21 protein-coding genes and 1 riboswitch are annotated in these 22,687 nt (G+C 71.7%); of the genes, 13 read left to right on the top strand and 8 right to left on the bottom strand.

Annotation, left to right across the window (positions count from 1 at the left end; all coding sequences use genetic code 11):
- The 9 genes from rpsB to ACIGXW_RS33190 all read left to right on the top strand — a co-directional run.
- On the top strand, nucleotides 1–399 hold a 399-nt coding region (rpsB, locus tag ACIGXW_RS33230), incomplete at its 5' end, for a 30S ribosomal protein S2 (RefSeq protein WP_399576627.1).
- 173 nt (nucleotides 400–572) lie between these two features.
- Complete coding sequence (gene tsf, locus ACIGXW_RS33225) at nucleotides 573–1,409, top strand: translation elongation factor Ts (RefSeq protein ID WP_071965841.1); 837 nt, start codon at nucleotides 573–575, stop codon at nucleotides 1,407–1,409.
- Nucleotides 1,410–1,570: 161 nt separating this feature from the next.
- A complete protein-coding gene (gene pyrH / locus ACIGXW_RS33220) occupies nucleotides 1,571–2,350 on the top strand; it encodes a UMP kinase (RefSeq protein ID WP_399576626.1) in 780 nt (259 codons plus the stop codon).
- 167 nt (nucleotides 2,351–2,517) lie between these two features.
- On the top strand, nucleotides 2,518–3,075 hold the full coding sequence (gene frr, locus ACIGXW_RS33215) for a ribosome recycling factor (RefSeq protein ID WP_399576625.1): 558 nt from the start codon (nucleotides 2,518–2,520) through the stop codon (nucleotides 3,073–3,075).
- Nucleotides 3,075–4,178, top strand: coding sequence for a phosphatidate cytidylyltransferase (locus tag ACIGXW_RS33210; protein WP_399576624.1), 1,104 nt, complete (start codon nucleotides 3,075–3,077; stop codon nucleotides 4,176–4,178). Before frr ends, ACIGXW_RS33210 begins: the two co-directional genes overlap by 1 nt.
- Nucleotides 4,179–4,364: 186 nt before the next feature.
- The gene (rlmN, locus tag ACIGXW_RS33205; RefSeq protein WP_360915511.1) at nucleotides 4,365–5,474 is read left to right on the top strand and encodes a 23S rRNA (adenine(2503)-C(2))-methyltransferase RlmN; all 1,110 of its coding nucleotides are present in this window, start codon (nucleotides 4,365–4,367) and stop codon (nucleotides 5,472–5,474) included.
- 32 nt (nucleotides 5,475–5,506) lie between these two features.
- Nucleotides 5,507–5,612, top strand: a riboswitch (TPP riboswitch).
- A complete protein-coding gene (locus ACIGXW_RS33200) occupies nucleotides 5,608–6,699 on the top strand; it encodes a thiamine ABC transporter substrate binding subunit (RefSeq protein WP_399576623.1) in 1,092 nt (363 codons plus the stop codon). Its footprint overlaps the riboswitch before it by 5 nt.
- An 83-nt stretch (nucleotides 6,700–6,782) precedes the next feature.
- Nucleotides 6,783–8,396: an ABC transporter permease gene (locus ACIGXW_RS33195; RefSeq protein WP_399576628.1), complete on the top strand. Its 1,614-nt coding sequence runs from the start codon at nucleotides 6,783–6,785 to the stop codon at nucleotides 8,394–8,396.
- Nucleotides 8,397–9,419: an ABC transporter ATP-binding protein gene (locus ACIGXW_RS33190; protein ID WP_399576622.1), complete on the top strand. Its 1,023-nt coding sequence runs from the start codon at nucleotides 8,397–8,399 to the stop codon at nucleotides 9,417–9,419. It abuts the gene before it with no gap.
- Between the two features lie 109 nt (nucleotides 9,420–9,528).
- Here the strand turns inward: ACIGXW_RS33190 and ACIGXW_RS33185 are convergent, their stop codons facing one another.
- The 5 genes from ACIGXW_RS33185 to ACIGXW_RS33165 all read right to left on the bottom strand — a co-directional run bounded on the left by ACIGXW_RS33185 (nucleotide 9,529) and on the right by ACIGXW_RS33165 (nucleotide 14,636).
- The gene (locus ACIGXW_RS33185) at nucleotides 9,529–10,455 is read right to left on the bottom strand and encodes a hypothetical protein (RefSeq protein ID WP_399576621.1); all 927 of its coding nucleotides are present in this window, start codon (nucleotides 10,453–10,455) and stop codon (nucleotides 9,529–9,531) included.
- A gap of 129 nt (nucleotides 10,456–10,584) precedes the next feature.
- Nucleotides 10,585–11,793: a hypothetical protein gene (locus ACIGXW_RS33180; RefSeq protein ID WP_399576620.1), complete on the bottom strand. Its 1,209-nt coding sequence runs from the start codon at nucleotides 11,791–11,793 to the stop codon at nucleotides 10,585–10,587.
- On the bottom strand, nucleotides 11,775–12,512 hold the full coding sequence (locus ACIGXW_RS33175) for an ABC transporter ATP-binding protein (RefSeq protein WP_399576619.1): 738 nt from the start codon (nucleotides 12,510–12,512) through the stop codon (nucleotides 11,775–11,777). The genes ACIGXW_RS33180 and ACIGXW_RS33175 overlap by 19 nt, the downstream gene beginning before the upstream one ends.
- Before the next feature lie 271 nt (nucleotides 12,513–12,783).
- Nucleotides 12,784–14,163 (bottom strand): aspartate aminotransferase family protein, encoded by a 1,380-nt coding sequence (locus tag ACIGXW_RS33170; RefSeq protein WP_399576618.1) that lies wholly within the window; start codon nucleotides 14,161–14,163, stop codon nucleotides 12,784–12,786.
- A complete protein-coding gene (locus tag ACIGXW_RS33165) occupies nucleotides 14,148–14,636 on the bottom strand; it encodes an Lrp/AsnC family transcriptional regulator (RefSeq protein ID WP_071965076.1) in 489 nt (162 codons plus the stop codon). The genes ACIGXW_RS33170 and ACIGXW_RS33165 overlap by 16 nt, the downstream gene beginning before the upstream one ends.
- Before the next feature lie 182 nt (nucleotides 14,637–14,818).
- Here ACIGXW_RS33165 and ACIGXW_RS33160 point away from each other — a divergent pair, with 182 nt between their 5' ends.
- Together ACIGXW_RS33160 and ACIGXW_RS33155 are read left to right on the top strand one after the other, a co-directional pair.
- The gene (locus ACIGXW_RS33160) at nucleotides 14,819–16,270 is read left to right on the top strand and encodes a gamma-aminobutyraldehyde dehydrogenase (protein ID WP_071965078.1); all 1,452 of its coding nucleotides are present in this window, start codon (nucleotides 14,819–14,821) and stop codon (nucleotides 16,268–16,270) included.
- 103 nt (nucleotides 16,271–16,373) lie between these two features.
- Nucleotides 16,374–17,561, top strand: a complete 1,188-nt coding sequence (locus ACIGXW_RS33155) for a spermidine/putrescine ABC transporter substrate-binding protein (RefSeq protein ID WP_071965080.1) — start codon at nucleotides 16,374–16,376, stop codon at nucleotides 17,559–17,561.
- Between the two features lie 12 nt (nucleotides 17,562–17,573).
- Here the strand turns inward: ACIGXW_RS33155 and ACIGXW_RS33150 are convergent, their stop codons facing one another.
- Together ACIGXW_RS33150 and ACIGXW_RS33145 are read right to left on the bottom strand one after the other, a co-directional pair.
- The gene (locus ACIGXW_RS33150; RefSeq protein WP_399576617.1) at nucleotides 17,574–18,269 is read right to left on the bottom strand and encodes a glycerophosphodiester phosphodiesterase; all 696 of its coding nucleotides are present in this window, start codon (nucleotides 18,267–18,269) and stop codon (nucleotides 17,574–17,576) included.
- A 27-nt stretch (nucleotides 18,270–18,296) separates the two neighbouring features.
- Nucleotides 18,297–19,319, bottom strand: a complete 1,023-nt coding sequence (locus tag ACIGXW_RS33145; RefSeq protein WP_399576616.1) for an adenosine deaminase — start codon at nucleotides 19,317–19,319, stop codon at nucleotides 18,297–18,299.
- Nucleotides 19,320–19,437: 118 nt separating this feature from the next.
- Here ACIGXW_RS33145 and ACIGXW_RS33140 point away from each other — a divergent pair, with 118 nt between their 5' ends.
- On the top strand, nucleotides 19,438–20,250 hold the full coding sequence (locus tag ACIGXW_RS33140) for a DUF4190 domain-containing protein (protein ID WP_399576615.1): 813 nt from the start codon (nucleotides 19,438–19,440) through the stop codon (nucleotides 20,248–20,250).
- On the opposite strand, the gene ACIGXW_RS33135 is transcribed toward ACIGXW_RS33140, so the two are convergent.
- Nucleotides 20,196–20,807 carry an NADAR family protein gene (locus ACIGXW_RS33135; protein ID WP_399576614.1) on the bottom strand — a complete coding sequence of 204 codons (612 nt, stop codon included), beginning with the start codon at nucleotides 20,805–20,807 and terminating at the stop codon, nucleotides 20,196–20,198. The two genes, ACIGXW_RS33140 and ACIGXW_RS33135, sit on opposite strands and share 55 nt — an antisense overlap.
- A gap of 226 nt (nucleotides 20,808–21,033) precedes the next feature.
- Here ACIGXW_RS33135 and ACIGXW_RS33130 point away from each other — a divergent pair, with 226 nt between their 5' ends.
- Complete coding sequence (locus tag ACIGXW_RS33130) at nucleotides 21,034–22,548, top strand: gamma-aminobutyraldehyde dehydrogenase (RefSeq protein ID WP_399576613.1); 1,515 nt, start codon at nucleotides 21,034–21,036, stop codon at nucleotides 22,546–22,548.
- Nucleotides 22,549–22,687 lie beyond the last annotated feature (139 nt).

Genomic DNA, 22,687 nt, shown 5'->3' with positions numbered 1-22,687 from the left:
ATCCGCGAGATGCAGAAGGTGCCCAGCGCCGTCTGGATCGTGGACACCAAGAAGGAGCACATCGCCGTCGGTGAGGCGCGCAAGCTGCGCATCCCCGTCGTCGCGATCCTCGACACCAACTGCGACCCCGACGAGGTCGACTACAAGATCCCGGGCAACGACGACGCCATCCGCTCCGTCACCCTGCTCACCCGCGTGATCGCCGACGCCGTCGCCGAGGGCCTCATCGCCCGCTCCGGTGCCGCCACCGGTGACGCGAAGGCCGACAAGGCCGCCGGCGAGCCGCTGGCCGAGTGGGAGCGCGACCTGCTCGAGGGCGAGAAGAAGGCCGACGAGAAGCCGGCCGAGGCTCCGGCCGCCGAGGCCGAGAAGCCGGCCGCGGACGCCGAGCAGGCCTGACGTCCTGCCCTGTCGACGGCGGGGGTGTGACCCCCGCCGTCGGTCGGTGGATCCACTGTCGGACCCCGTCAGCGGGACGGGGGCCGTCAGGTGTGGTGACCTCAAGACGGACCAGCCTTGCCAGTGACGCCCGAAGGCCCTGGCAGGGCGTAGTGCAGAAGAAGGATTGAAGGATGGCGAACTTCACCGCCGCTGACGTCAAGAAGCTCCGCGAGCTCACGGGCGCCGGCATGATGGACTGCAAGAAGGCGCTCGACGAGGCCGAGGGCAACCTCGAGAAGGCCGTCGAGATCGTCCGCGTCAAGGGCCTGAAGGGCGTGGCCAAGCGCGAGAGCCGCACCACCGAGAACGGTGCAGTCGTCTCCGTCATCGCCGAGGACAACACCTCCGGTGTCATCGTCGAGCTGAAGTGCGAGACGGACTTCGTCGCCAAGGGCGAGAAGTTCATCGCCGTCGCCGAGGCCCTGGCCGCCCACGTGGCCAAGAGCGCCCCCGCCGACGTCGACGCCCTGATGGCGTCCGAGATCGAGGCCGGCAAGACCGTCCAGGCGTTCGTGGACGAGGCCAACGCCACCCTCGGTGAGAAGATCGTCGTCGACCGCTTCGCGCAGTTCGCCGACGGCTACGTCTCCGCGTACATGCACCGCACCGCCGCGGACCTGCCCCCGCAGGTCGGCGTGCTGGTCGAGCTGGACAAGGAGAACGCCGAGGTCGCCAAGGACGTCGCGCAGCACATCGCCGCGTTCGCGCCGAAGTTCCTCTCCCGCGAGGAGATCCCGGCCGACGTCGTCGAGAACGAGCGTCGCGTCGCCGAGGCCACCGCTCGCGAGGAGGGCAAGCCCGAGGCCGCCCTGCCGAAGATCGTCGAGGGTCGCGTCACGGGCTTCTTCAAGGAGAGCGTCCTGCTGGACCAGGCGTTCGCCAAGGACAACAAGAAGACCGTCCAGAAGATCCTGGACGAGGCCGGTGTCACGCTGAAGCGCTTCGCCCGCATCCGCGTCGGCGCCTGAGCCCTCGCAGGACAGCGAATGACCCGCGACCCGCTAGGGTCGTACGCAGCCGACCGTCCACCGGCCGGCCGCTGATGTGACGAGGAGGCCATTGCCGCAGAAGGAACCGAAAGGATCCATCCGGCAATGGCCTTCTTCGTATGTGCACGAGGAGAACTCCAATGAACCAGGGCGCGGACACCAAGCAGGCCGCCGACGACAAGAGCGCCGACCAGGGCAAGCCCCGTCGGTTCCTGCTGAAACTGTCAGGTGAGGCCTTCGCCGGTGGCGGCGGACTGGGCGTCGACCCCGACGTCGTGCACGCCATCGCCCGCGAGATCGCGGCCGTGGTCCGTGAGGGCTACGAGATCGCCGTGGTCATCGGCGGCGGCAACTTCTTCCGCGGCGCCGAGCTCCAGCAGCGCGGCATGGACCGGGCCCGCTCGGACTACATGGGCATGCTCGGCACCGTGATGAACAGCCTCGCCCTCCAGGACTTCCTGGCCAAGGAAGGCGTCGAGACCCGGGTCCAGACCGGCATCACCATGGGCCAGGTCGCCGAGCCGTTCATCCCGCTGCGCGCCGTGCGCCACCTGGAGAAGGGCCGCGTCGTGATCTTCGGCGCGGGCATGGGCATGCCCTACTTCTCCACCGACACCACCGCCGCCCAGCGCGCCCTCGAGGTCCACGCCGAGGCGATCCTCATGGGCAAGAACGGCGTCGACGGGGTCTACGACTCCGACCCCAAGAAGAACCCCGACGCGGTGAAGTTCGACGCGCTGGAGTACGGCGAGGTGCTCGCCCGCGGCCTCAAGGTCGCCGACGCCACCGCCATCAGCCTGTGCATGGACAACAAGCTGCCGATCCTGGTCTTCGAGCTGCTGGCCGAGGGCAACATCGCGCGTGCGGTGAAGGGTGAGAAGATCGGCACGCTCGTGAGCGACCAGGCCACGCGGGACTGAGCCCGCACCGCCGCCCGTACCGCGCACCGCAGGGGCACGGGCGGCAACCCCGTGCCGTGGGAAGACCTCGGCACGGGGATGGACAACTGCCTGCCGGTCGGACACCGTGCAGGAGAAGACGCGCGCAGGGGCGAGGCTCTGCTTACTGATAACACCAGGAGCAAGTGGTGATCGAAGAGATCCTCCTCGAGGCCGAGGAGAAGATGGAGAAGGCCGTCGTGGTCGCCAAGGAGGACTTCGCGGCGATCCGCACCGGGCGTGCGCACCCGGCGATGTTCAACAAGATCGTGGCGGACTACTACGGTGCGCTGACGCCCATCAACCAGCTGGCGTCGTTCTCGGTGCCCGAGCCGCGCATGGCCGTGGTCACGCCGTTCGACAAGAGCGCGCTGCGCAACATCGAGCAGGCGATCCGCGACTCGGACCTCGGCGTCAACCCGAGCAACGACGGCAACATCATCCGGGTGACCTTCCCGGAGCTGACCGAGCAGCGTCGCAAGGAGTACGTCAAGGTCGCCAAGACCAAGGCCGAGGACGCCAAGGTCTCGATCCGCTCCATCCGCCGCAAGGCCAAGGACCAGCTCGACAAGCTGGTCAAGGACAAGGAGTCCGGCGAGGACGAGGTGCGCCGCGCGGAGAAGGAGCTCGACGACACCACCGCGAAGTACGTCGCGCAGGTGGACGAGCTGCTCAAGCACAAGGAAGCCGAGCTGCTCGAGGTCTGATGAACGACGCATCCTGGGGAGCCCCGCCACGCGCCGGACACTGGGGGTCCACCGATCAGGGAATCGCTCCCGGCTACCCCCGGGAGGTGCCCCTTCCGGCGGGTCCCCTGCACGACGTGGGCGTCGCGGCGCAGACTCGGCCCATGCCTATCGTGCCCGGAGCAGGGGGAGACCAGGACGACCGTGAGCAGGGGGCCGCCCACATCGGTGGTCCCCTGTTCCGCGATGAACAGGAGCCCGACATCCGGCCGCAGGAGCCTGCCACCCCCCAGGGGGCCAAGGCGAAGAAGAGCGCGGGCCGGGATCTGCGTGCCGCGATAGGGGTCGGTGTCGGCCTCGGCGCGGTGATCCTCGCCTCCCTGTTCATCTACAAGCCCGTCTTCCTCGGCGTGATCGTTCTCGCCGTGGTGGTCGGGCTGTGGGAGCTGACCTCCCGGCTCGCCGAGCGCAAGGCCATCAAGGCACCCCTGGTGCCGCTGGCCATCGGCGGCGCCGCGATGATCGTCGCGGGCTATGTCAACGGGCCCGAGGGCGCGTGGGTGGCCATGGCCTTCACCGCGCTCGCCGTGCTGGTGTGGCGCATGACCGAGCCGCCGGACGACTACCTCAAGGACGTCACCGCCGGCGTCTTCGCGGCGTTCTACGTGCCGTTCCTGGCCACCTTCGTGGCGCTGATGCTCTCGGCGGAGGACGGCGCCTGGCGGGTGCTGACGTTCCTCGTCCTGACGGTCGTCAGCGACACCGGGGCCTACGCGGTGGGCTGGCGGTTCGGCAAGCACAAGCTCGCCCCGCGCATCAGCCCCGGCAAGACCCGCGAGGGGCTCCTCGGCGCCGTGGCGTTCGCCATGGTGGCGGGCGCGCTGTGCATGCACTTCCTGATCGAGGACGGCGTGTGGTGGGAGGGGCTGCTGCTCGGCCTCGCGGTCGCCGTTAGCGCCACGCTGGGCGATCTCGGCGAGTCGATGATCAAGCGGGACCTGGGCATCAAGGACATGGGCGCCCTGCTGCCCGGCCACGGAGGGATCATGGACCGGCTGGACTCGCTCCTGCCGACCGCGCCCGTGGTGTGGCTGCTGATGGTGGCGTTCGTGGGCTCCGCCTAGATCGAATCGGGCCCGGAGACGGGCCAGGTACCCTGGAAGGGCTCGTCGCTGCGCGGCGGGCCCTTTTCCGGCCCCGCGCACGCGGGGGTGCCCCTTTCTGAGACCTCCGGGTTCCGGCATCGTCCTGCCGCTGGCTCCGCGACTGCGGAGATCATCCGCTCTCGTCGCAATGAGGAGTTTTCGCTCATGGCCCCCGCGCCTGGAGAACTGACGTTCGTCGCCCCCCGCGGGGCCAAGCTGCCCCCGCGGCACCTTGCCGACCTCACCCCCGCCGAGCGCCGCGAGGCCGTCGCCGCGATCGGCGAGAAGCCGTTCCGCGCCAAGCAGCTCTCCCAGCACTACTTCGCCCGGTACGCGCACGACCCGGCGGCCTGGACGGACATCCCGGCCGCGTCCCGCGAGAAGCTCGCCGGCGAGCTGCTGCCGGACCTGATGAGCGTGGTGCGGCACATCTCGTGCGACAACGACACCACCCGCAAGACCCTGTGGCGCCTGCACGACGGCAAGCTCGTCGAGTCCGTCCTGATGCGCTACCCCGACCGGGTCACCATGTGCATCAGCTCCCAGGCCGGCTGCGGCATGAACTGCCCGTTCTGCGCCACCGGCCAGGCGGGCCTGGACCGCAACCTCTCGACGGCCGAGATCGTGCACCAGATCGTCGACGGCATGCGCGCCCTGCGCGACGGCGACGTCCCCGGCGGCCCCGCCCGGCTGTCCAACATCGTCTTCATGGGCATGGGCGAGCCGCTGGCCAACTACAAGCGCGTCGTCGGCGCCATCCGCCGGCTGACCGACCCCGAGCCCGACGGCCTGGGCCTCTCCCAGCGCGGCATCACGGTCTCCACGGTGGGCCTGGTCCCGGCGATGCACCGCTTCGCCGACGAGGGCTTCAAGTGCCGGCTCGCGGTCTCGCTGCACGCGCCGGACGACGAGCTGCGCGACACCCTCGTGCCGGTCAACACCCGCTGGAAGGTCCGCGAGGTCCTCGACGCCGCCTGGGAGTACGCGGAGAAGTCCGGCCGCCGCATCTCCATCGAGTACGCCCTGATCCGCGACATCAACGACCAGGCGTGGCGCGGTGACCTGCTCGGCAGGCTCCTCAAGGGCAAGCGGGTACATGTCAACCTCATCCCGCTCAACCCCACCCCCGGCTCGAAGTGGACGGCGTCCCGGCCGGAGGACGAGCGGGCCTTCGTCGAGGCGATCGCGGCCCACGGCGTGCCCGTGACCGTGCGTGACACGCGTGGCCAGGAGATCGACGGGGCGTGCGGACAGCTGGCCGCCACCGAGCGCTGATACTGTCCCTCTGCATCAACTCGTACAAATGAACAATCCGACAGGGGAGCGCAGCAAGCGCTGAGAGTGCGGCACAGCCCGCAGACCCTCGGACCTGATCCGGGTCATACCGGCGTAGGGAGTCAGCACCACCATGAACACCAACCTTCGGCGTGCCCTCGGCACGGCGGCCGCCGTCGCGCTCGGCCTGCCCGTTCTCGCGGCCTGCGGCGGCTCGGACGACAAGGGCTCGGGGGCGTCCGGGGACAAGACCGTCACCCTCGTCTCGCACGACTCCTTCGCGGCCTCCAAGGACGTGCTCGAGAAGTTCACCGAGCAGACCGGCTACACCGTCAAGGTCCTCAAGAGCGGCGACGCCGGCCGGGCCGTCAACCAGGCGATCCTCTCCAAGAGCCACCCGCAGGGCGACGTCTTCTTCGGCGTCGACAACACCCTGCTCTCCCGCGCGCTCGACAACGGCCTGTTCGCGCCGTACGAGGCCAAGGGCCTGGACGGCGTCCCCAAGGACCTCCAGGCCGACGCCGCCGAGCACCGGGTCACCCCGGTCGACACCGGCGACATCTGCGTCAACTACGACCGCGCCTACTTCGCGGACCACAAGCTGGCCCCGCCGCAGTCCTTCGACGACCTGGTCAAGCCGGAGTACAAGAACCTCCTGGTCACCGAGAACGCCGCGACCTCCTCGCCCGGCCTGGCCTTCCAGCTGGCCACCGTCGCCAAGTACGGCGACGACGGCTGGAAGGACTACTGGAAGAAGCTGAAGGACAACGGCGTCGAGGTCGTCGACGGCTGGGAGCAGGCCTACAACGACCGCTTCTCCGGCTCCGCCGCCGGAAGGAAGGCCAAGGGCGACAAGCCCCTGGTCGTCTCCTACGCCTCCAGCCCGCCCGCCGAGGTCCTCGGCGTGAAGCCGGAGCCCAAGGAGGGCCCGACCGGCGTGGCGACGGGCACCTGCTTCCGCCAGATCGAGTTCGCGGGCCTGCTGAAGGGCGCCAAGAACGCCGAGGGCGGCAAGGCCCTGATCGACTTCCTGCTGAGCAGGACGTTCCAGGAGGACATGCCCCTCCAGATGTTCGTCAAGCCGGCCCACCAGGACGCCAAGCTGCCCGAGGTCTTCACCAAGTACGGCGCGCGGATCGACCGCCCGGAGACGCTCGCGCCCGAGAAGATCGCCAAGAACCGCGACCAGTGGGTCAAGGAATGGTCCTCGCTCGTCCTGAAGTAGGTCCCGAGACCGGCCCCGGAGCGGCCGCCCGTCAGGCACCCCTGCCGGGCGGCCCCCGGCGGACGGCGACGCGGCTCGCCCTGATGGCCGTGCCGCTCGCCTTCTTCGGGGTCTTCTTCGCCTACCCCGTCGCCGCGATCGTCTCCCGCGGCCTGAAGGCCGGCGGCCAGTGGCAGCTCGCCCGCATCGGCGAGGTCGTCACCGACCCCCGCATCGGCGATGTCCTGTGGTTCACCACCTGGCAGGCCGCCGCCTCCACCGCCCTCACGCTCCTGCTCGCGCTCCCCGGCGCGTACGTCTTCGCGCGCTTCGACTTCCCCGGCAAGCAGTTGCTGCGGGCCGTGGTCACCGTCCCCTTCGTGCTGCCGACCGTCGTGGTCGGCTCGGCCTTCCTGGCGCTGCTGGGACGCGGGGGGCTGCTGGACGAGCTGTGGGGGGTGCGTCTGGACACCACGGTCTGGGCGATCCTCCTCGCCCACGTCTTCTTCAACTACGCCGTCGTCGTCCGTACGGTCGGCGGCCTGTGGGCCCAGCTCGACCCCCGCCAGGAGGAGGCGGCGCGCGTCCTGGGCGCCGGCCGCCTCGCCGCCTGGCGGCGGGTGACCCTGCCCGCGCTGGGCCCGGCCGTGGCCGCCGCCGCCCTGATGGTCTTCCTGTTCACCTTCACCTCCTTCGGCGTCGTCCAGATCCTCGGCGGGCCGCACTACGCCACGCTGGAAGTGGAGATCTACCAGCAGACCGCACAGCTGCTGGACCTGCCCACGGCCGCCGTCCTCACCCTCGTGCAGTTCGCGGCCGTGGCCGCCCTGCTGGGCGTGCACGCCTGGACCGTGCGGCGGCGGGAGGCGACGCTGAAGCTGGTGGACGCCTCCCGCACCGCCCGCCGCCCGCAGGGCGCCGCCCAGTGGGCGCTGCTGGGCTCGGTCCTGGCCGTCGTCGCGCTGCTCGTGCTCGTACCGCTCGTGGTGCTCGTCCTGCGCTCCTTCGACGGGCCCGACGGCTACGGCCTGGCCTTCTACCGCGCCCTGGCCTCGGCGGGCGAGGGCGGCGCTACGTTCGTCGTCGCGCCTCTGGAGGCGATCGGCAACTCCCTGGCGTACGCCCTGGCCGCCACGGTCATCGCGGTGGTGGTGGGCGGTCTCGCCGCGGCGGCGCTCACCCGGCGCGAGGGCCGGCTCGTGCGGGGCTTCGACGCGCTGCTGATGCTGCCCCTGGGCACCTCCGCCGTGACCGTCGGTTTCGGCTTCCTGATCGCGCTGGACGAGCCTCCGCTGGACCTGCGCACCTCCTGGATCCTGGTGCCGCTGGCCCAGGCACTGGTGGGCGTGCCCTTCGTCGTACGGACCGTCCTGCCGGTGCTGCGCGCGGTGGACGCCCGGCTGCGGGAGGCGGCGGCCGTGCTCGGCGCCTCGCCGCTGCGGGCGTGGCGCGAGGTGGACCTGCCCCTGGTCGGGCGGGCGCTCGCGGTGGCCGCGGGCTTCGCGTTCGCCGTGTCGCTGGGCGAGTTCGGGGCCACCGTCTTCATCGCCCGGCCCGACAGCCCGACCCTTCCGGTGGCCGTGGCCCGGCTGCTCGGCCGCCCGGGCGAGCTCAATTACGGCCAGGCGATGGCCCTCAGCACGATCCTGATGCTGGTGTGCGCGGTGGCGCTGCTGGTACTGGAGCGCATTCGCACCGACCGTACGGGAGAGTTCTAGGTGTCCTTGCTGCGACTCGAAGGGGTGACCGTCGGCTTCGGCGGGCGGCCCGCCCTGGACGCCGTCGACCTCGCCGTCGCCGAGCACGAGATCGTCTGTGTGCTCGGGCCGAGCGGCAGCGGCAAGTCCACGCTGCTGCGGGTGGTGGCCGGGCTGCAGCGGGCGGACGCCGGGCGGGTGTCCCTGGCGGGCGAGGACCAGGCCGGGGTGCCCACGCACCGGCGCGGCGTGGGCCTGATGTTCCAGGACCACCAGCTCTTCCCGCAGCGGGACGTGGCCGGCAACGTCGCCTTCGGGCTGCGCATGCGCGGGGCGGGGCGGGCGGAGACGGCGCGCCGGGTGGACGAGCTGCTGGACCTGGTGGGCCTGCCGGGCGCGCACAAGCGGTCGGTGGGGCAGCTGTCGGGCGGTGAGCAGCAGCGCGTCGCCCTGGCCCGGGCGCTGGCTCCCGAGCCGCGGCTGCTGATGCTGGACGAGCCGTTGGGGCAGCTGGACCGGGGTCTGCGGGAACGGCTCGTGGTGGAGCTGCGGTCGCTCTTCGGCCGGCTGGGCACGACGGTGCTGGCGGTCACCCATGACCAGGGCGAGGCGTTCGCGCTGGCCGACCGGGTGGTGGTGATGCGCGACGGGCGGATCGCCCAGGCGGGTACGCCGCTGGAGGTCTGGCAGCGGCCGGCGTCGGAGTTCGTGGCCCGCTTCCTGGGCTTCGACAACGTGGTCGAGGCGACCGTGCGGGGTGGCTCCGCGGAGACGGTGTGGGGCCGGGTGCCGGTGCCGCCGGGGACGGCGGAGGGGGCGTGCCGGGTGTTGGTGCGGCCGGCGGGGGTGCGGATCGCTTCGGCGGGCGAGGGGCTGTCGTGTGACGTGGTGGCGCGGACGTTCCGGGGGGACCACGTGGCCGTGATGCTGCGGCCGGAGGACGGGCCTGAGCTGGAGGCGGCTTGTGGGCTGGCGTCTGCGCCGGGGCTGGGGCAGCGGGTGGGAGTGACGTTCGGGGCGGACGAGGTCGCGGTTCTCCCCTGACCCGCCCCTTCCCGAAACCGGGGGCTCCGCCCCCGGACCCCCGGACCGCGCTGCGCGCGGTGTCCTCGAACGCCGGACGGGCTGGATTTCCAGCCCGTCCGGCCGGGACCTAGCTCACGGTGCTCGGTGTGGGCTCCTGCTCGGGAGCCGTCGGCGTCGCCGCATGCGCGTCCGGTTCGCCGAACCAGGCGACGGCCACCGCGCCCGCCACGGCCAGCAGGAAGCCGAGGATCGCCATCCACGCGAAGCCCTCGCGGGAGGCGTCGCCCAGCCACACCACGCCGATGATGCCGGGCAGCACCGTCTCGCCGACGACCAGCGCGGCGGTGGCGCCGTTGACCGAGCCGATCTGCAGGGCGACGGTGTGCAGGTACATGCCGACGCTGCCGGATATGAGGATGGCGTACAGCGCCGGGTCCGCCAGCATGGTCGGCAGGTCGAAGGGGTCGATGCCGTCGAGGATGCGGACGCCGACGCCGATCGCGCCGAAGCCGAGGCCGGAGAGCAGACCGGCCAGGATGGCGGCCTTCGAACCCAGGAAGTGGACGGCCACCCAGCCGCCGCCCATCAGCACGACGGAGATGATCAGCAGCCACCAGTGCGTGGACCGGGCGGCCTCGCCGCTGCCCTCGTGTCCGGCGGCGGTCGCCAGGAGCACCAGCGCCGAGCAGACCACGCCGATCGACATCCACTCCCGCTTGTTCAGCCGGATGCCCAGCAGCTTGATGCTCAGCAGGGCGGTGACGATGAGGTTGGCGCTGATGACCGTCTGGGAGAGGAAGAGCGGCAGCATACGGGCGGCGAGCGCGCCGAGCGCGAAGCCGACGAAGTCCAGGACGGTGCCGACCATGAACTCCCAGGTCACCGCGGCCTTCGCGGTGGACGACAGGCTGGGGCCGCCGTGCTGGGTGGTGCCCGTGGTGGAGGCCTTGGCGGCCTCCCTCTGGGCCGACTTGCGCGACCCGACGGCTTGCAGGACGGATCCTGTGCCGTAACACGCCGAGGCTGCGACAGCCGTGACAAGGCCGATGATCACCAATAGCTCCGTTCGCCTGATGGCCCGTCCTGCTTTGAAGCAGACGTACTTCTGGGCAGACGTACTTTTCGGCGTCGGAGTTGCCTTGAGTCAAGAACTGGTCAAGAACTGTGACCCCGGCCCTGTTCCTCACCGGGTCAGGGGAAGGGTGGTCAGCTCCGCGATGAGCCAGGTCAGCGGGGCGAGCACGGCCAGCAGGACGCCCGTGCGCACGGCCGCCGCGCCGCGCAGCACGGACGGCGGGACGCCCAGCCGCAGCAGGGCCGCCGTGGTCTCCGAGCGGGACTGGCGAGTGTCCAGGGCTGCGGTGATCGCCGTGGCCGTCACACAGGCCATCACGACCGCCGCGCCCAGCCCCGTGAGCGGCCCGAACGGGCGGGGACCCGCCGGTTCCCAGGCCGCGCCGTACAGCTCGGAGGCCGCCAGCGCCGCCGCGGCGACCGCGCACAGCACGCCGAGCGGCCGGCCGAGTCGGCTCGCTGCGTCCTGCAGTATCCGCCCGGCCAGCAGCCGCATCGGCCCGGGCCGTCCGGCCGACAGGAGCGTGCCGCACCAGTGGGTCAGGCCGGGGCCGGCCAGCACCAGGCCGAGGGAGGCCAGCAGCCAGCCGCCCAGCAGGCCCGGGGAGGCGCCGCCGTCCTGGCCGGGCAGGGCCAGCAGGGTGTTCGGGGCGGGGGCCGGCGCGTGGCCGACGTACGCCTCCAGGGCGAGGCCGCACGCGATGATCGCGACGCCCCACGGCAGGCCCGCGTAGCCGGGTCTGGCGGCCTTGGGTGGCGTGGTCGCGGGGGCGCCGGAGGGGTCGGGCTCCGGTGCGCCCGCCCTGCGCTCCTTGCGCGGGCGCAGGGCGATGACGCACGCGCCGGCGGCCAGCGCCGGCAGCAGCCCGAGCAGGGTCAGGGTCGCCGCCCAGGGCAGGGCGGCGTTCCCGCCCAGCAGCGAGGCGGCCGCCCGGCTCGGGGTGCCGCCCAGGTCGCCCCGCAGCTGGAGGTAGACCAGCAGGGCGACGGCGCTGCCGAGCCCGCACGACAGGGCTGTCGACGTCGCCGCGAGGAGGGACAGCCGTGCCGGGCCGAAGCCGATGGCGTCCATGCCGTCCCGGGGGCGGGTGGCGGGGTCGTTGCGGGCCACGGCGACCGCGAACTGCACCACGGCGGCCAGCGGCACCGCGCACCACAGCAGCCGTACGAGCGATTCATGGGTCGCCTTGGGGTGCGCCACGGCGTACCCCAGCGTGCACAGAAGCAGGAAGCCGACACCGGACGCGGCCCCCGCCACCAGCACGCGGCGCAGCAGGACGAGCGGGTGCGCGCCGCGCGCTAGGCGGAGACTGAGCACGCGGCCCTGCCCTCCCCTTCGGCTGCGTCGGGGGCCGGGATCGCGCCGCCCCGGCGGCCGTCCACGAGGGTGACCGTGCGGTCGGCGAGAGCGGCGCTCTCGTCGTCGAGGGTGGCCAGGACGACCGTGATGTGGTGCGAGCGGGCGGCCGTGGTCAAGGTGCGCAGCACCTGGGCGCGGTCGCCCTCGTGCAGGGGCGCGGTCGGCTCGTCCGCGAAGACGACGGTCGGCTCGGCGGCCAGGGCGCGGGCGATGGCGATGCGCTGGCGCTGGGCCTGGGTGAGGGCGCCGGGGCGCTTGCGGGCGCAGTCGCCGACGTCGAGGCGTTCGAGCCATTCGCTGGCCGTCTGTTTGGCCGTCCGGTGGCCGACGCCGCGCACCAGTAGGGTCAGGGCGGCGTTCTCCCAGCCCGTCAGCTCCGGCACCAGGTGCGGCTCGCTGTCGATCCAGCCGAACCGCTCACGGCGCAGCCGTTCGCGGGCGGCGCGGGAGAGGGTGTGCACGGGGGCGCTGTTGAACCACACCTCGCCGGGGTCCGCCAGGAGCTGGCCCGACAGGCATTTCAGGAGTGTGGTCTTCCCGGAGCCGCGGGGTCCGGTCACGGCGAGGATCTCGCCCTCGCGGACGCCGATGGACACACCGGCCAGGGCCGGTGAACCGCTGTAGGAGTAGTGCAGACCGCGTGCCCAGAGCACGTCGTTGTCCGGCGGGGCCACCATATCGAGCACCTCGGGTCGCTTCAGAGGGTCCGTTCCCCTGTCCGGGTGAACGAACCGGAGGCCATTGGGTCACTGGCACCGTACGGAACCGGGATCCTAGCCCCCGTCCAGGCTCGGCGCTGGAGTGCCCCACTTTCCTCCCATCGGACTCATCGCGCCCGGACATGAGCGAGCCGTGACCCACGAGCGCGCGGGGGAGCGGTGCGCGCACGTGGGCCACGGCGGGGAGACGGGCCGCTGAAAGGGGGGTGCCCGTCGTGAGGGGTACGGATCAGATCTTCGTCCAGGCCTCCGTCAGCACGCCGCGGACGATCTGCTCGATCTCGTCGAACGTCGACTGGTCGGAGATCAGCGGCGGGGACAGCTGGATGACCGGGTCGCCGCGGTCGTCGGCCCGGCAGTACAGGCCGTTCTCGAACAGCTTCTTCGACACGAAGCCGTACAGCAGCCGCTCGCACTCCTCCGGTGTGAACGACTCCTTGGTCGCCTTGTCCTTCACCAGCTCGATGCCGTAGAAGAAGCCGTTGCCGCGGACGTCGCCGACGATCGGCAGGTCGTGCAGCTTCGCGAGCGTGCCGAGGAAGGCGGACTCGTTGTCCAGCACGTGCTGGTTAAGGCCCTCGCGCTCGAAGATGTCGAGGTTGGCGAGCGCGACCGCCGCCGAGACCGGGTGGCCGCCGAAGGTGTAGCCGTGCAGGAAGGTGTTGCTGCCCTTGAAGAACGGCTCGGCGATCCGGTCGGAGATGACCGCGGCGCCGATCGGGGAGTAGCCGGAGGTCATGCCCTTGGCGCAGGTGATGATGTCCGGGACGTAGCCGAACTTGTCGCAGGCGAACATCGTGCCGAGGCGGCCGAAGGCGCAGATGACCTCGTCCGAGACGAGCAGCACGTTGTAGGTGTCGCAGATCTCGCGGACGCGCTGGAAGTACCCGGGCGGCGGCGGGAAGCAGCCGCCCGCGTTCTGCACCGGCTCGAGGAAGACGGCGGCGACGGTGTCGGGGCCCTCGAAGAGGATCTGCTGCTCGATCTGGTCGGCGGCCCAGCGGCCGAAGGCCTCCGGGTCGTCACCGTGCACCGGTGCGCGGTAGATGTTGGTGTTGGGCACCTTGTGCGCGCCGGGGACCAGCGGCTCGAAGGGGGCCTTGAGGGCGGGCAGCCCGGTGATGGCGAGCGCGCCCTGCGGGGTGCCGTGGTAGGCGACGGCCCGCGAGATGACCTTGTACTTCCCGTGGTTGCCGGTCAGCTTGTGGTACTGCTTCGCCAGCTTCCAGGCGGTCTCGACGGCCTCGCCGCCGCCGGTGGTGAAGAAGACCTTGTTCAGGTCGCCCGGCGCGTAGTGGGCCAGCCGCTCGGCGAGCTCCACGGCCTTGGGGTGGGCGTAGCTCCACACCGGGAAGAAGGCCAGCTCCTGCGCCTGCTTGTTGGCGGCCTCGGCGAGCTCGGCGCGGCCGTGCCCGGCCTGGACCACGAAGAGGCCGGCCAGGCCGTCGAGGTAGCGCTTGCCCTTGTCGTCGAAGATGTAGGCGCCCTCACCGCGCACGATGGTGGGCACCGGGGCGTTCTCGTACGACGACATGCGGGTGAAGTGCATCCACAGGTGGTCGTACGCCGTCCTGCTGAGGTCCTTGCTCACGGCTATCGGGTTCCCCATGTGTAGGTCTGCTTACGGAGCTTGAGATAGACGAAGCTCTCGGTGGAGCGCACGCCCGGAAGGGTGCGGATGCGCTTGTTGATCGTTTCGAGCAGGTGGTCGTCGTCCTCGCAGACGATCTCGATGAGGAGATCGAAGGAGCCCGCGGTCACGACGACGTACTCCACCTCGTCCATCGCGGTCAGGGCGTCGGCCACCGGGTCGAGGTCCCCCTCGACGTTGATGCCGACCATCGCCTGCCGTCGGAAGCCCACGGTGAGCGGGTCGGTGACGGCGACGATCTGCATGACGCCCTGGTCGAGCAGCTTCTGCACGCGTTGCCGGACCGCCGCCTCGGACAGTCCGACCGCCTTGCCGATCGCCGCGTACGGGCGGCGCCCGTCCTCCTGGAGCTGCTCGATGATCGCCAGGGAGACGGCATCGATCGGCTGCGTGCTGTTCACGCCCTTGGGATCTGCGCTACGAGTGGCCACGCATCCCACTGTGCAGGAGAACTCGACGGTGTGGCAACCCTTGAGCGATGAAATTCGTTGCGTCGAAGCTCTTGAATCACTGATTCCGTTGTTCATGGGAGATGGGTATGTCGAAAGCGACACCTCCTTGATTAGGCTGGGCGTCTCACCCAACGGACATCCGATAGAAGGGGTGGCACATCGTGACCACCGAGCTGCGCCGCCTGCGTAACTACATCGCCGGGGAATTCCGCGACGCCGCCGACGGGCGGACCACCGAGGTCGTCAACCCGGCCACCGGCGAGGCGTACGCCACCGCCCCCCTGTCCGGCGCAGCCGACGTCGACGCCGCCATGGCCGCCGCCGAGGCCGCCTTCCCCGCCTGGCGCGACCTGGTGCCCGGTGAGCGCCAGAAGGTCCTCCTCAAGATCGCCGACGCCTTCGAGGCGCGCGCCGAGGAGCTGATCGCCGCCGAGTCGGAGAACACCGGCAAGCCGCTGGGCCTCACCCGCAGCGAAGAGGTCCCGCCGATGGTGGACCAGATCCGCTTCTTCGCGGGCGCCGCCCGGCTGCTGGAGGGCCGCTCGGCCGGCGAGTACATGGAGGGGATGACCTCCATCATCCGCCGCGAGCCGGTCGGCGTCTGCGCGCAGGTCGCCCCGTGGAACTACCCGATGATGATGGCCGTGTGGAAGTTCGCCCCGGCGCTCGCCGCGGGCAACACCGTCGTCCTCAAGCCGTCGGACACCACCCCCGCCTCCACCGTCCTCATCGCCGAGATCATCGGCGGGGTCCTGGAGGAGCTGGGCCACCCCAAGGGCGTCTTCAACGTCATCTGCGGTGACCGTGACACCGGCCGCCTGATGGTCGAGCACCCCGTGCCCGCCATGGCCTCCATCACCGGCTCCGTGCGGGCCGGCATGTCCGTCGCGGAGTCCGCCTCCAAGGACCTCAAGCGCGTCCACCTGGAGCTGGGCGGCAAGGCCCCCGTCGTCGTCTTCGAGGACGCCGACATCGCCAAGGCCGTCGAGGAGATCTCGGTCGCCGGCTACTTCAACGCCGGCCAGGACTGCACGGCCGCCACCCGCGTGCTGGTGCACGAGTCGGTCCACGACGACTTCGTCACCGCGCTCGCCAAGGCCGCGGCCGACACGAAGACCGGCCAGCCGGACGACGAGGACGTGCTGTACGGCCCGCTCAACAACGCCAACCAGCTGCAGCAGGTGACCGGCTTCATCGAGCGACTCCCCGCCCACGCCAAGGTCGAGGCCGGTGGCCACCGGGTCGGCGAGAAGGGCTACTTCTTCGCGCCCACCGTCGTCTCCGGCCTCAAGCAGGACGACGAGATCGTCCAGCACGAGGTCTTCGGACCGGTCATCACCGTCCAGTCCTTCACGGACGAGGAGCAGGCCGTCGCCTACGCCAACGGCGTCGAGTACGCGCTGGCCTCCTCGGTATGGACCAAGGACCACGGCCGCGCGATGCGCATGTCCAAGGCCCTCGACTTCGGCTGCGTGTGGATCAACACCCACATCCCGCTGGTCGCCGAGATGCCCCACGGCGGCTTCAAGAAGTCCGGCTACGGCAAGGACCTCTCCTCCTACGGCTTCGAGGACTACACGCGCATCAAGCACGTGATGACCTCCCTGGGCTGATCCCGTCCCACCCGCGCACGCGTGTACGTTCCGTACGCGCGTGCGCGTATCATCGACGCCCGGCCGACCGGCCCGCACCGCCCCGACCCGCCGTCCCGCCGGAATGCGAGTAACGCCCGTGAAGCCCCTGTCCCGCCGGACCCTGCTGCGCGCGCTGGGCGCCGGCGCCGGGGCCGCCACCCTCGCCGGATGCGGGGTGCCCGCCGCGTACGTCGCCCCCCGGGACCGGGCCGCGGCGGACCGCTCGGAGCGCGACAAGCGGCTCGTCTTCGCCAACTGGCCGCTCTACATCGACGCCGACGAGGACGACCCGCAGAAGCGGCCCACGCTCGACGCGTTCCAGGAGCGCAGCGGCATCTCGGTGAAGTACACCGAGGAGATCAACGACAACGACGAGTTCTTCGGCAAGATCAGCCCGGCCCTGATGAACCACCAGGACACCGGCCGGGACCTCATCGTCGTCAGCGACTGGATGGCCTCCCGCTACGTCCGGCTCGGCTGGGTCCAGGCGATGGACCGGGCCGCCCAGCCCCACGTCGCCCGCGAGCTCGACCCGCTGCTGCGCAAGCCGTCCTTCGACCCGGGCCGCCTGCACACCGTGCCCTGGCAGTCCGGCATCACCGGCATCGCCTACAACCGCAAGAAGCTCGGCCGCGAGATACGGCGCACCTCGGAGCTGTGGCACGACGACCTGCGCGGCCGCGTCACCCTGCTGTCCGGCATGGACGAGGCGTTCTCCCTGCTGATGCAGGGCAACGGCGCGGACGTCACCCGCTGGACCGCCGACGACTTCCACACGATGACCGACCAGCTGCGCACCCTGGTCCGCAAGCGGCACATCCGCCGCTTCACCGGCAACGACTACATCAAGGACCTCTCCTCCGGCGACGTCCTGGCCTGCCAGGCGTACTCCGGCGACATCATCCAGCTCCAGGCCGACAACCCGGACATCGAGTTCGTCGTGCCCGAGGAGGGCGCGGAGCTGTGGGCGGAGAGCCTGATGATCCCCAACCTCGCCCGCCACAAGCGCAACGCCGAAGCGCTCATCGACCACTACTACCGGCCCGACGTCGCCGCGGAGCTCGCCGCGTCGGTCAACTACGTCTGCCCGGTGCCGGCGGCGCGCGAGGTCCTGGCCTCGTCCAAGGACAAGGAGCTCGCCGAGCTCGCCGAGAACCCGCTGATCTTCCCCAGCGACGACATGCGCGGCCGGCTCGCCACCGCCCGCGACATGACCGCCCGCGAGCGGCCCGGCTTCACCAAGGAGTGGAACGAGATCGTCGGGCTGTGAGCGGGCCCGGCCTCACGCCGGGAGCAGCGAGCGCAGGGTGGCGATGCGGTTGGTGGTGATCGAGTCGACGCCCGCGCGCAGCAGCCGGCGCATCGTACGGCGGGTGTCCGCCGTCCAGGCCGAGACCAGCAGGCCGTCGGCGTGGTGGCGCGCCACCAGCTCCTCGCTCACCAGGCCGAAGCGGTAGTTGAGCCAGTGCGGCCGCACCTCGGCGAGCAGGGACGGGCGGGGCGGGGCGAGCGTGGTCCAGGTGAGGGCGATCTCCGCGTCCGCGTCCGCGCGGCGCACCTTCAGCATGGCGGCCGGGCCGCCGCAGTAGTACGCCCGCTCCTGCGCCCCGCTCGCCCGCACCTCCGCGACCGCGGCAGCGGCGGCCGAGGGGTCCGGCAGGTCGATGAACAGCCGCCCCCGGGCGGCCGCCCCGGCCTCGGCGAGGGCCTCCTCGAGCGTGGGCACCCCGCCGTCCGTCAGGGCGCGCAGCTCCTCGGCCGTCAACGCGGCCAGGGCCACCTCCCGCCCCCACAGGCGCCCCAGCGTCGCGTCGTGCAGCAGCACGGGCACGCCGTCGCGGGTCAGCCGGACGTCGATCTCCACCGCGCCCGCCCCCGCCCGCAGGGCCGAGCGGATCGAGGGCAGGGTGTTCTCGCGGTGGACGTAGGGGTCGCCGCGGTGGGCGACGGCGGTGAAGGCGGTGACCATGGGCCTCATTGTGGCGGGCGAGGCCGGGCCGGTCCCTCAGCCCCGCCAGGTCGAGGTGTAGACGTCGATCTCCTTGCGGAGGCGGGCCTTGCCCGTGTCGTCCATGAACGACGCCTCCACGGCGTTCTTGGCGAGCTCGGCCACGCCGTGGGCGTCGAGCTCCAGGAGGCGGGCGGCGACCGCGTACTCGGTGTTGAGGTCGGTGCCGAACATGGGCGGGTCGTCGCTGTTGATCGTCACCAGCACCCCCGCGGAGACCATCTCCTTGAGCGGGTGCCGCTCCAGATCGGTCACGGCGCGGGTGGCGAGGTTGGAGGTCGGGCAGACCTCCAGCGGGATGCGGTGCTCGGCGAGGTGGGCCAGCAGCCTCGGGTCCTGCGTGGCGCTGGTGCCGTGGCCGATGCGCTCGGCGCGCAGCTCGGTCAGGGCGTCCCAGATGGTCTGCGGGCCGGTGGTCTCCCCGGCGTGCGGCACGCTGTGCAGCCCGGCGGCGATGGCCCGGTCGAAATACGGCTTGAACTGGCCCCTGGAAACCCCGATCTCCGGGCCGCCGAGCCCGAACGAGACCAGGCCCGCCGGCCCCAGGTCACAGGCGATGCGGGCGGTCTCCTCGGCCGCCTCGAGCCCGGCCTCGCCGGGGATGTCGAAGCACCAGCGCAGCACCACGCCCAGCTCGGACTCGGCCGCCTTGCGGGCGTCCTCGATGGCCTCGACGAACGCGACGTCCGGGATGCCGCGCCGGGTGGAGCTGTAGGGGGTGACGGTCAGCTCGGCGTAGCGGATGTTCTGCCGGGCCATGTCGCGGGCGACCTCGTAGGTCAGCAGGCGCACGTCCTCGGCGTCGCGGATCAGGTCGACCACGGAGAGGTAGACCTCGATGAAGTGCGCGAAGTCCCGGAAGGTGAAGAAGTCGGCGAGGGCCTCGGGGTCGGTGGGCACCGGGGAGTCGGGGTGCCGGGCGGCCAGCTCGGCGACGATGCGGGGGGAGGCGGAGCCGACGTGGTGGACGTGCAGTTCCGCCTTCGGCAGCCCTGCGATGAACGAGTCGAGTGCGGACATGCGGGCCTCCATGGCTCCTCGGGCTGCTCGGTCGACGGCGTGCCGATCATCGTATGCGCGGTGGGCGCCGCCACGGTGCTCAGGCCTTAGCATGACGGGGTACCGACTGGGGAGGGTCATGTCCGACAAGGACGACGCGCAGCCGGAGCCGCAGGACCGCGACCCCTGGGCTCCGCCGGAGCGGCGCGTGCCGCTCGAGAAGCCCGGCACCGGGCAGGTGCCGCCGCCGCAGCACCCCGCGCAGCCCGTCCCCGGACCGGCCGCGGGCACGCCGCAGATCCCGCACCAGAGCGGCCCCGGCGCACCGCTGCCGGGCGCCGTCCCGCCCGTGCCCCTGGCGCCCACCGGCCCAGGCACCCCGAGCGCGTACCCGGGCGGCCCCTACGGCTACGGGCAGCCCGGCCCCTACGGCCAGCAGCAGCCCCAGCCGCCCTACGGCCACGCCCCCGGCGCCGCGCCCGGCGCCTACGGCCAGGACCCGTACGCCCAGAGCCCGTACGGGCAGACCGCCTACGGCACGGGTGCCTACGGCTATCCGGCGGCGGGCTACGGGCAGGGCTGGCCGGGCCAGGTCGGGGCGGTGCCCAACAACAGCCTCGGTGTGGCCGCGCTCGTGCTCGGCATCGTGGGCACGGTCCTGTCGCCCAGCATCGTCTTCGGCGTGATCCTCGGCGTCCTGGCCATCGTCTTCGGCGCGATGGGCCGCAGCAAGGCGGCCACGGGCGAGGCGAACAACGGCGGTCAGGCCCTGGCGGGCCTGATCATGGGCGGGGTGGCGCTCCTGGCCACGGCCTCGCTGCTCGCGCTCTACATCACCCTGGGCGAGAGCGACGAGGCCGGCGTGGACGACGATCCCGACGACGCCGTCTACGGCGCCTATATGCCCGAGCCGCCCGCTCCCGGGCCGCTCGTGGTGGCCGCCAGGCGCTGACGCGCCTCCATCAGCGCGAAACCCAGCAGGTTCAGTCCGCGCCAGTGGGCGGGATCCTGCGCCCGCTCGTCGTCGGCGGCCAGGCCGATGCCCCACACCCGGTCCAGCGGGCTGGCCTCCACCAGCACCCGCGCGCCCGTGCCGAGCAGATAGGCGCCCAGCTCGGGATGCTGCCCGAACTTGTGGACGCTGCCCTCGACGACCAGCTCGAAGCGGTGGCGGCGCCACTCCTCCTCGTCGAAGCCGCGCACCGAGCGGCCCGCGTCCTTCGCCTGCTTGGGGTGGTCGGCCGCGATGGCGCGGGCCTCCGCCTCGGCGTCGCCGAACAGCCGCGCCTTGCCCGCCATCATCCAGTGCTCGGCCGTGGCGTAGACCGTGCCGTCCACCGAGAAGGGCGAGGGCCACCACTGGCTGAAGCAGCCGGCTCCCACGCTGCCGTCGCGGCGCGGCCGGTGGCCCCAGAAGTAGACGTACTTCGCCGTCTCGCCGCGGGCGCCGGCCGCCACCAGCTGCGCCACCGAACGCGGCCCGTCCGGCGCGACCGTCTCTGTGCTCATGTCCTTCGTCCCCCGTGTCGTCATGCCGCAATTGTGGCAGCGGCCTCTGACAGCGGCCCCGTCCGGGCTCCGTTGCCCCGGGCCGTACCACACCGATTCCGTCGCCAAGCCAAAAGATGGCGACGGAATCCCTTGTTGCGGCCGCTTCGCTCTGCCAGGATCGGCAACCATTCCGGATGGAGCAACACCTGCCCGCAGGTGCGCGGTCGGCGGAGGAGTGTGCGCGATGGATCAACGTCTCGACACGGCGGAGGAATTCGCCGGGGGCGCGCAGTACATCGGGGGCCGGCTGCGGCCGGGCACCTCGGGCCGTGAGCACGCGGTCGTCGACCCCGCCGACGGCCGGGAGATCCTGCGCTACGAACTGGCCGGCGCGGCCGATGTGGACGCCGCCGTGGCGGCCGCGCGACGGGCCCTGCCCGAGTGGTCGGGCGCCACCCCCGGCGAACGCTCCGCCGCCCTGCACCGGTTCGCGGACGTGCTCGCAGGCCGGGCCGGGGACCTCGCGCGCACGGAGTCGGCGCAGTGCGGCAAGCCCATCCGGCTGACCACCGAGTTCGACGTGCCGGGCACGATCGACAACACCGCCTTCTTCGCCGGGGCAGCCCGTCACCTGGAGGGCAGGTCGGCGGGCGAGTACAGCGGCGACCACACCTCGTACGTACGCCGCGAGCCCATCGGCGTCGTCGGCTCCGTCGCCCCCTGGAACTACCCGCTGCAGATGGCCGCGTGGAAGGTCCTGCCGGCCGTCGCGGCCGGCAACACCATCGTGCTCAAGCCCGCCGAGCTGACACCGCTGACCTCCCTGATGTTCGCCCGCGCCGCCACCGAGGCCGGCATTCCGGACGGCGTCGTCAACGTCGTCAGCGGGGCCGGGCCGGAGGCGGGGGAGCATCTGGTGGGCCATCCCGGCGTCGCCATGACCTCCTTCACCGGCTCCACGGCCGTCGGCAGGCGCGTCGCGGAGATCGCCACCGCCACCGTCAAGCGACTCCACCTCGAGCTCGGCGGCAAGGCCCCCTTCGTCGTCTTCGACGACGCCGACCTCGACGCCGCCGTGCACGGTGCCGTCGCGGGAGCCCTCATCAACACCGGCCAGGACTGCACCGCCGCCACCCGGGCGTACGTCCAGCGGCCGCTGTACGACGCGTTCGTGACGGGCGTCGCCGAACTGATGGCCACCGTCCGCCCCGGGCACCCCCTCGATCCGGCGACCGACCTCGGCCCGCTCGTCTCCACCGCCCAGCGCGACCGGGTCGCCGGCTTCGTCGACCGGGCACGCGGGTACGCGACGGTCGTCACCGGCGGCCACGTACCGCAGGGCGAGTGGGCCAAGGGCGCGTACTACCCGCCGACCCTCATCGTCGGCGCCCCACAGGACAGCGAGATCGTCCAGGCCGAGATCTTCGGCCCCGTGCTGGCCGTGCTGCCCTTCGACAGCGACGACGAGGGCCTCGCCCTGGCCAACGACACCCCTTACGGCCTGGCCGCCTCCGCCTGGACCCGCGACGTCTACCGGGCGGGCCGGGCCACCCGCGAGATCGCGGCGGGCTGCGTGTGGATCAACGACCACATCCCGATCGCCAGCGAGATGCCCCACGGCGGCTACGGGGCGTCCGGGTACGGCAAGGACATGTCGGCCTACTCCTTCGAGGAGTACACCCAGGTCAAACACGTCATGTACGACAACACGGGGGTGGCGCGGAAGGACTGGCACCGCACGGTCTTCGGGGCGCGGTGACGAAGAAGCGGACAACCCAGACATTCAGTGCGTGATACCGGACGTCGGCCGCATGCTTTCCGGCGACAATCTTCCGGTACCCCAGCACCGCGGACGGCGGCGCCCCGGCCCGTGGCCTGCCCCGCGGGGCTGTATGTCA

The organism is Streptomyces sp. NPDC053079, from assembly GCF_044546695.1.
Lineage (GTDB): Bacteria > Actinomycetota > Actinomycetes > Streptomycetales > Streptomycetaceae > Streptomyces.
Note: the sequence above shows the minus strand (reverse complement) of the source record. Positions and strands in the feature narration are given on the sequence as shown.

Coding starts and splice junctions, on each gene's coding strand:
- ACIGXW_RS33150 (WP_399576617.1), bottom strand. CDS start 18,269: ATGAGGCCCATGGTCACCGCCTTCACCGCCGTCGCCCACCGCGGCGAC.
- tsf (WP_071965841.1), top strand. CDS start 573: ATGGCGAACTTCACCGCCGCTGACGTCAAGAAGCTCCGCGAGCTCACG.
- ACIGXW_RS33130 (WP_399576613.1), top strand. CDS start 21,034: ATGGATCAACGTCTCGACACGGCGGAGGAATTCGCCGGGGGCGCGCAG.
- ACIGXW_RS33195 (WP_399576628.1), top strand. CDS start 6,783: ATGGCCGTGCCGCTCGCCTTCTTCGGGGTCTTCTTCGCCTACCCCGTC.
- ACIGXW_RS33210 (WP_399576624.1), top strand. CDS start 3,075: ATGAACGACGCATCCTGGGGAGCCCCGCCACGCGCCGGACACTGGGGG.
- ACIGXW_RS33175 (WP_399576619.1), bottom strand. CDS start 12,512: ATGGTGGCCCCGCCGGACAACGACGTGCTCTGGGCACGCGGTCTGCAC.
- ACIGXW_RS33140 (WP_399576615.1), top strand. CDS start 19,438: ATGTCCGACAAGGACGACGCGCAGCCGGAGCCGCAGGACCGCGACCCC.
- ACIGXW_RS33135 (WP_399576614.1), bottom strand. CDS start 20,807: ATGAGCACAGAGACGGTCGCGCCGGACGGGCCGCGTTCGGTGGCGCAG.
- pyrH (WP_399576626.1), top strand. CDS start 1,571: ATGAACCAGGGCGCGGACACCAAGCAGGCCGCCGACGACAAGAGCGCC.
- ACIGXW_RS33155 (WP_071965080.1), top strand. CDS start 16,374: ATGCGAGTAACGCCCGTGAAGCCCCTGTCCCGCCGGACCCTGCTGCGC.
- ACIGXW_RS33170 (WP_399576618.1), bottom strand. CDS start 14,163: ATGGGGAACCCGATAGCCGTGAGCAAGGACCTCAGCAGGACGGCGTAC.
- ACIGXW_RS33200 (WP_399576623.1), top strand. CDS start 5,608: ATGAACACCAACCTTCGGCGTGCCCTCGGCACGGCGGCCGCCGTCGCG.
- ACIGXW_RS33145 (WP_399576616.1), bottom strand. CDS start 19,319: ATGTCCGCACTCGACTCGTTCATCGCAGGGCTGCCGAAGGCGGAACTG.
- rlmN (WP_360915511.1), top strand. CDS start 4,365: ATGGCCCCCGCGCCTGGAGAACTGACGTTCGTCGCCCCCCGCGGGGCC.